The sequence below is a fragment of the Janibacter sp. LM genome (genome assembly GCF_039631275.1).
GTDB classification, from domain to species: domain Bacteria; phylum Actinomycetota; class Actinomycetes; order Actinomycetales; family Dermatophilaceae; genus Janibacter; species Janibacter terrae.
This window is the reverse complement of sequence record NZ_JBDIVG010000056.1, coordinates 1-4152: the sequence shown is the minus strand read 5'-3', so window position 1 is coordinate 4152 and position 4152 is coordinate 1. Positions and strand designations below refer to the sequence as shown.

The following is a 4152-nucleotide window of genomic DNA, read 5'->3' as shown; positions in this document are numbered from 1 at the left end:
TCCCAGGCCGGAAATGACCCACGGATCAGTCAGGAGAGCCTGATTACGCTGATGAGGTCGGTGTTGCGTGGGACGAGTACCCACACCTCGCCGAACTCGTCGGCGAGTTGACCCGTGCCCGGGACTACGCCTTCGCGGGAGAGTTCGAGGTGGGACTGGACATGATTCTCGACGAACTCGAGCGGCGACTTGCCGCAGAAGAGGGAAGCGGGGCGCCAGCCGATGTTATCGGGGATGCTGGCCACCGGCGGGAGGACGAGCAGCTGGCCGGTCGCCCGCCCGGCGGTGAGCACACCCGTCATCGTCCGTGATGTGCTCCAGGGGCGGGGGAGGCTCGACTCCCGTCGCGAGAGCCTCGGGATCTCCGAGGCCGTGCTCGCGAGAAGGCTGCGGTCGATGGTCGATGCGGGGCTGCTGGAGCGGGTGGACTACCGGGACGGCGGCCGAACCCGGCAGGGGTACACCGCGGCCCGAGCAGCTGCGGAACTGCTCCCGATCCTCCAGCAGCTGGCGATCTGGGGCGAGCGCCACACGGCTGTGCCCGCGGGTGGTGACCACATGGCCCTGATCCATGAGGAGTGCGGACATGAGGCGACGCGGGGCGAGGCCTGCAGCTCCTGCGGCGAGCTGCTCGTTCCAGAGGCGATGACCTGGGTCAAGCCATGGAAGGGTGCGCGTGACGGGCTCGTCGGGCCGGGAGTGCTGGCGGTGCCGGTGGGGGGCTGGGCGCTCAGACTGCCTGATCAGGCCGACAGTGCCTCGGCTGCTGACGTGGACGGGCGGCCGATGAGGTCCTGCAGGTCGGTGCTCTCGGAGTACAGCGCACCGTTGGTGATGACGCCATCCATCCCGGCGACCATCGCGGCCGTGTCGGCAGGGAGGCCGAATCCCTCCAGTGTGGCCTGGTACTCCTCGACCGACTGGTCGACGTAGGTCACCTCGCTGCCGATGACCGCCGAGACGGCTGCGGCGATGTCCGGGTAGGTCACCGCGGGCGCGCCGGCCAGCTCGTAGACCTTCCCGGTGTGCCCCTCACCGGACACGACCACTGCGGCGGCCTCGGCGTAGTCACGGCGCGCCGCGCCGGAGACCTTCGCGGAGCCGGCGGCGCCGAAGAACTTCCCGGCTGCCTTCCCCGAGTCGATCGCCGAAGCGTAGTTCTCCCAGTACCACCCGTTGCGCAGTATGGCGTGCTCGATACCTGCGTTGGCGAGCAGCTCTTCGGTGCCCTGGTGCTCGGGGACGAGGGCGAGCTCGGAGGTGTCGAGGTTGAGCAGGCTGGTGTAGGCGATGAACCGCACGCCTGCGGCCTTGGCGGCATTGATGATGTTGGTGTGCTGGGCCAGGCGCTGACCCACCTCACTGCCCGAGACGAGCATCAGGCGGTCGACGCCCTCCAGTGCGGCGGTCAGGGCGGCCTCGTCCTCGTAGGACGCGATGCCCAGCCGTACCCCCTTCTCCACGAGCGGCGCAGCCTTGGACTCGCTGCGGACGACCGCCGTGATGTCACCGGGGGCGACGCCGCGGGTGAGGAGTGAATCGATGATGAGACTGCCGAGGTGGCCGGTTGCTCCGGTGACTGCGATCCGCATGAGGCGCCCTTCGTGTGGAGGTGATGCGCCAGACGTTAGTGCTAACTACTGGGAAGTGCCAAATCGTTGGTAAGTGCTGGGCGGGTATGCTGGAGTCATGGCACGTGCAGACCGCCCCGGACCTCCTGAGGGAGCGGGCGCCGACGTCTTCTCGCGCATGTGTGCCTCCCGCGAGCTGTTCCAGCACGTCACCGGACGGTGGGGGGCCCTCGTGCTCGTGGCGCTGAGGGACAACTGCACGGCGATGCGTTTCGGTGAGCTTCGTCGGCGCGTGGACGGCATCAGCGACCGGATGCTGTCGCATACCCTCACACAGCTCGAACGCGACGGGGTGGTGGCGCGGACGGTCCGCAGCGCCATCCCGCCCCACGTCGACTACACGCTCACGCCGTTGGGGCAGAAGATGTCCGACCCCCTATCGGCACTGATCGAGATCATCGAGGCCGAGCTCCCGAACGTGCTGGAAGCGCGCAGTGCCCATGGCGCCGGCAACTCCACCCGCGCATGACGCGCAGAGTGTGGCCCGGCGAGGAGGCTCTGGATGGGCCGTCGGTGGTGTTCGCCCCCACCCGCGGACTTCCGCCGAGTGGGTGAGGCTGCGTCGGGTCACTCCTCGCGGTTGACCCCGAAACCCGGCTCGGCGGCGTCGGCAGCCCGGTCCGCCTCCTGGACCGACAGCAGCGAGTTGCGGATCTCCTGGAGGAAGTCCCCGGTCGATCCCGGGTTCGACGGCAGGAAGAGCACGTTCGACCGGCCGTTGCGGGCGACCTCCCCCAAGGTGTCGAAGTACTGGGTCATCAGTAGCAACTGCTCGGCGGTGTCCTCGATGCCCACTCGCTTGAGCATCTCGTACTGCTCGGCGATACCGGTCGCGATGGCCTTCCGCTGCGCGGCGACACCCTCACCCTGCAGTCGTCGGGCATCGGCGTCGGCCTCGGCCTGGGTCACCCGCTTGATCTTGTCCGCCTCGGCCAACGACTGAGCGGCGACCCGGTCGCGTTGGGCAGCGTTGATCGAGTTCATCGAGTCGCGCACCTTCTGGTCGGGTGAGATGTCGGTGACCAGAGTGTTGACGATCTGGAACCCGTACCGGGCCATGGACTCCGACAGCCGGTTCTCCACGGCCGATGCGATGTCGTCCTTGGACTCGAAGGCGGTGTCCAAGGTCATCGTCGACAGCGATGACCTGACGGTGTCGAAGACGTAGGAACGGATCTGCTCCTCGGGGTTGTCCAGCTTGTAATAGGGCTCTCCTGACTGATCCGTGGGTCATTTCCGGCCTGGGAGGACGGGTCGGTGGCCGCCGAGGTTGAGCATGGCGAGGGCGATGAGGGCTTCGGGGGACTTGAAGCCGAAGGCGACGCGGGTGATGAGTCGGATCTTGGTGTTCACGGATTCGATGCGTCCGTTGGACAGTGGGGTTCCCCCCGAACCGTAGAGGCATCGACAATAGGGATTGCGATGTCAGAGAAGCGGAAGAAGTACGACCGGGAGTTCCGTGAGGGAGCTGTGCGGATCGTCGAAGAGACCAACAAGCCGATCGCGCAGGTAGCTCGGGATCTCGGTGTGAACGAGGGCACCTTGGGCAACTGGGTGAACCGTGCACGCGAGGCCGCCGAGGGTACTCGGGGGTTGTCGAAGGACGACGTCGAGGAGCTCAAGCGCCTGCGTGCCGAGGTCGCCGAGCTCCGGATGGAGCGTGATGTCCTCAAGCGATCCGTGGTCCTGTGGGTCAAGGAGGCGACGAAGTGAGCGTGGCACGCTTCATCGCCGACCAGAGGACCAACTACCGAGTGCCACACACGGTCGTCTGCGCCCTTCTCGGCGTCAGCATGGCGTGGTTCTACAAGTGGCTTGGCCGGGCCGAGGGCCCAGGCGCAGTCAACGGTCTGCACACGACGCGGGACCGGCGCCGCGACACGATCGACCGCGCCGTCCGGGTCGTGTTCGGCAAGGCCCGTGGCCTGCACGGCTCACCGCGGCTGGTTCACGACCTTCGTGACGCGGGCTGGACGGTGAGCGAGAAGACGGTCGCTGACTCGATGCGCCGACAAGGGCTGATTGCACGGCGGATCAAGCGCAGGAACGGACTGACCAGGCAGGACAAGACGGCCCCGAAGTTCCCCGATCTGCTCCGTCGTGACTTCACCGCGGACCGCCCGAACGCTCGCTGGGTGGGCGACATGACTGAGATCCCTACCGCTGCCGGAAAGTTGTACCTAGCGACCGTGATCGACCTGTACTCCCGGCGCCTGCTCGGCGCTGCCACGTCGTTGCACCCGAACGCCGAGCTCGCGTGCGCTGCGATCAAGATGGCCGTCGCGAGCCGCGGGGGCGTGGATGCGGTCAACGGCCCGAACTGGCGCGAGGACGAGGCCGAGCGGGTCATCTTTCACACCGACCGCGGCTCGACCTACACGGCGAACGCGTTGACCAAGCTGTGCCGGCAGCAGGGCATCCGTCAGTCGATGGGCCGGGTCGGGTCGTGCTTCGACAACGCCGCCGCCGAGGCGTTCTTTTCCGGCTCTCCTGACGCTTCCGTGGGTGTTCTGGCGAGCCG

At 67.3% G+C, this 4152-nt stretch carries 5 protein-coding genes and 3 pseudogenes; 4 read left to right on the top strand and 4 right to left on the bottom strand.

What is annotated here, in order from left to right:
• Positions 1-29 precede the first annotated feature (29 nt).
• The gene (locus ABC138_RS17270) at positions 30-302 is read right to left on the bottom strand and encodes a hypothetical protein (protein WP_345914442.1); all 273 of its coding nucleotides are present in this window, start codon (positions 300-302) and stop codon (positions 30-32) included.
• On the opposite strand from ABC138_RS17270, the pseudogene ABC138_RS17265 reads away from it, so the two are divergent.
• Positions 223-474 (top strand): annotated as a pseudogene (locus tag ABC138_RS17265) (hypothetical protein); the annotation flags it as partial. The gene ABC138_RS17270 and the pseudogene ABC138_RS17265 overlap by 80 nt on opposite strands.
• 269 nt (positions 475-743) lie before the next feature.
• On the opposite strand, the gene ABC138_RS17260 reads toward ABC138_RS17265, so the two are convergent.
• The gene (locus ABC138_RS17260) at positions 744-1592 is read right to left on the bottom strand and encodes an SDR family oxidoreductase (RefSeq protein WP_032491517.1); all 849 of its coding nucleotides are present in this window, start codon (positions 1590-1592) and stop codon (positions 744-746) included.
• 97 nt (positions 1593-1689) lie between these two features.
• Here ABC138_RS17260 and ABC138_RS17255 point away from each other — a divergent pair, with 97 nt between their 5' ends.
• Positions 1690-2100, top strand: a complete 411-nt coding sequence (locus ABC138_RS17255; RefSeq protein ID WP_345914440.1) for a helix-turn-helix domain-containing protein — start codon at positions 1690-1692, stop codon at positions 2098-2100.
• A 98-nt stretch (positions 2101-2198) separates the two neighbouring features.
• On the opposite strand, the pseudogene ABC138_RS17250 reads toward ABC138_RS17255, so the two are convergent.
• Both ABC138_RS17250 and ABC138_RS17245 read right to left on the bottom strand, forming a co-directional pair.
• Positions 2199-2843 (bottom strand): annotated as a pseudogene (locus ABC138_RS17250) (SPFH domain-containing protein); the annotation flags it as partial.
• Positions 2844-2861: 18 nt separating this feature from the next.
• Positions 2862-3008, bottom strand: a pseudogene (locus ABC138_RS17245) (transposase); the annotation flags it as partial.
• A gap of 45 nt (positions 3009-3053) precedes the next feature.
• Here ABC138_RS17245 and ABC138_RS17240 point away from each other — a divergent pair.
• Together ABC138_RS17240 and ABC138_RS17235 are read left to right on the top strand one after the other, a co-directional pair.
• On the top strand, positions 3054-3344 hold the full coding sequence (locus ABC138_RS17240) for a transposase (RefSeq protein WP_345914441.1): 291 nt from the start codon (positions 3054-3056) through the stop codon (positions 3342-3344).
• Between the two features lie 2 nt (positions 3345-3346).
• A partial coding sequence (locus ABC138_RS17235) for an IS3 family transposase (RefSeq protein WP_345914439.1) occupies positions 3347-4152 on the top strand: 806 nt, incomplete at its 3' end.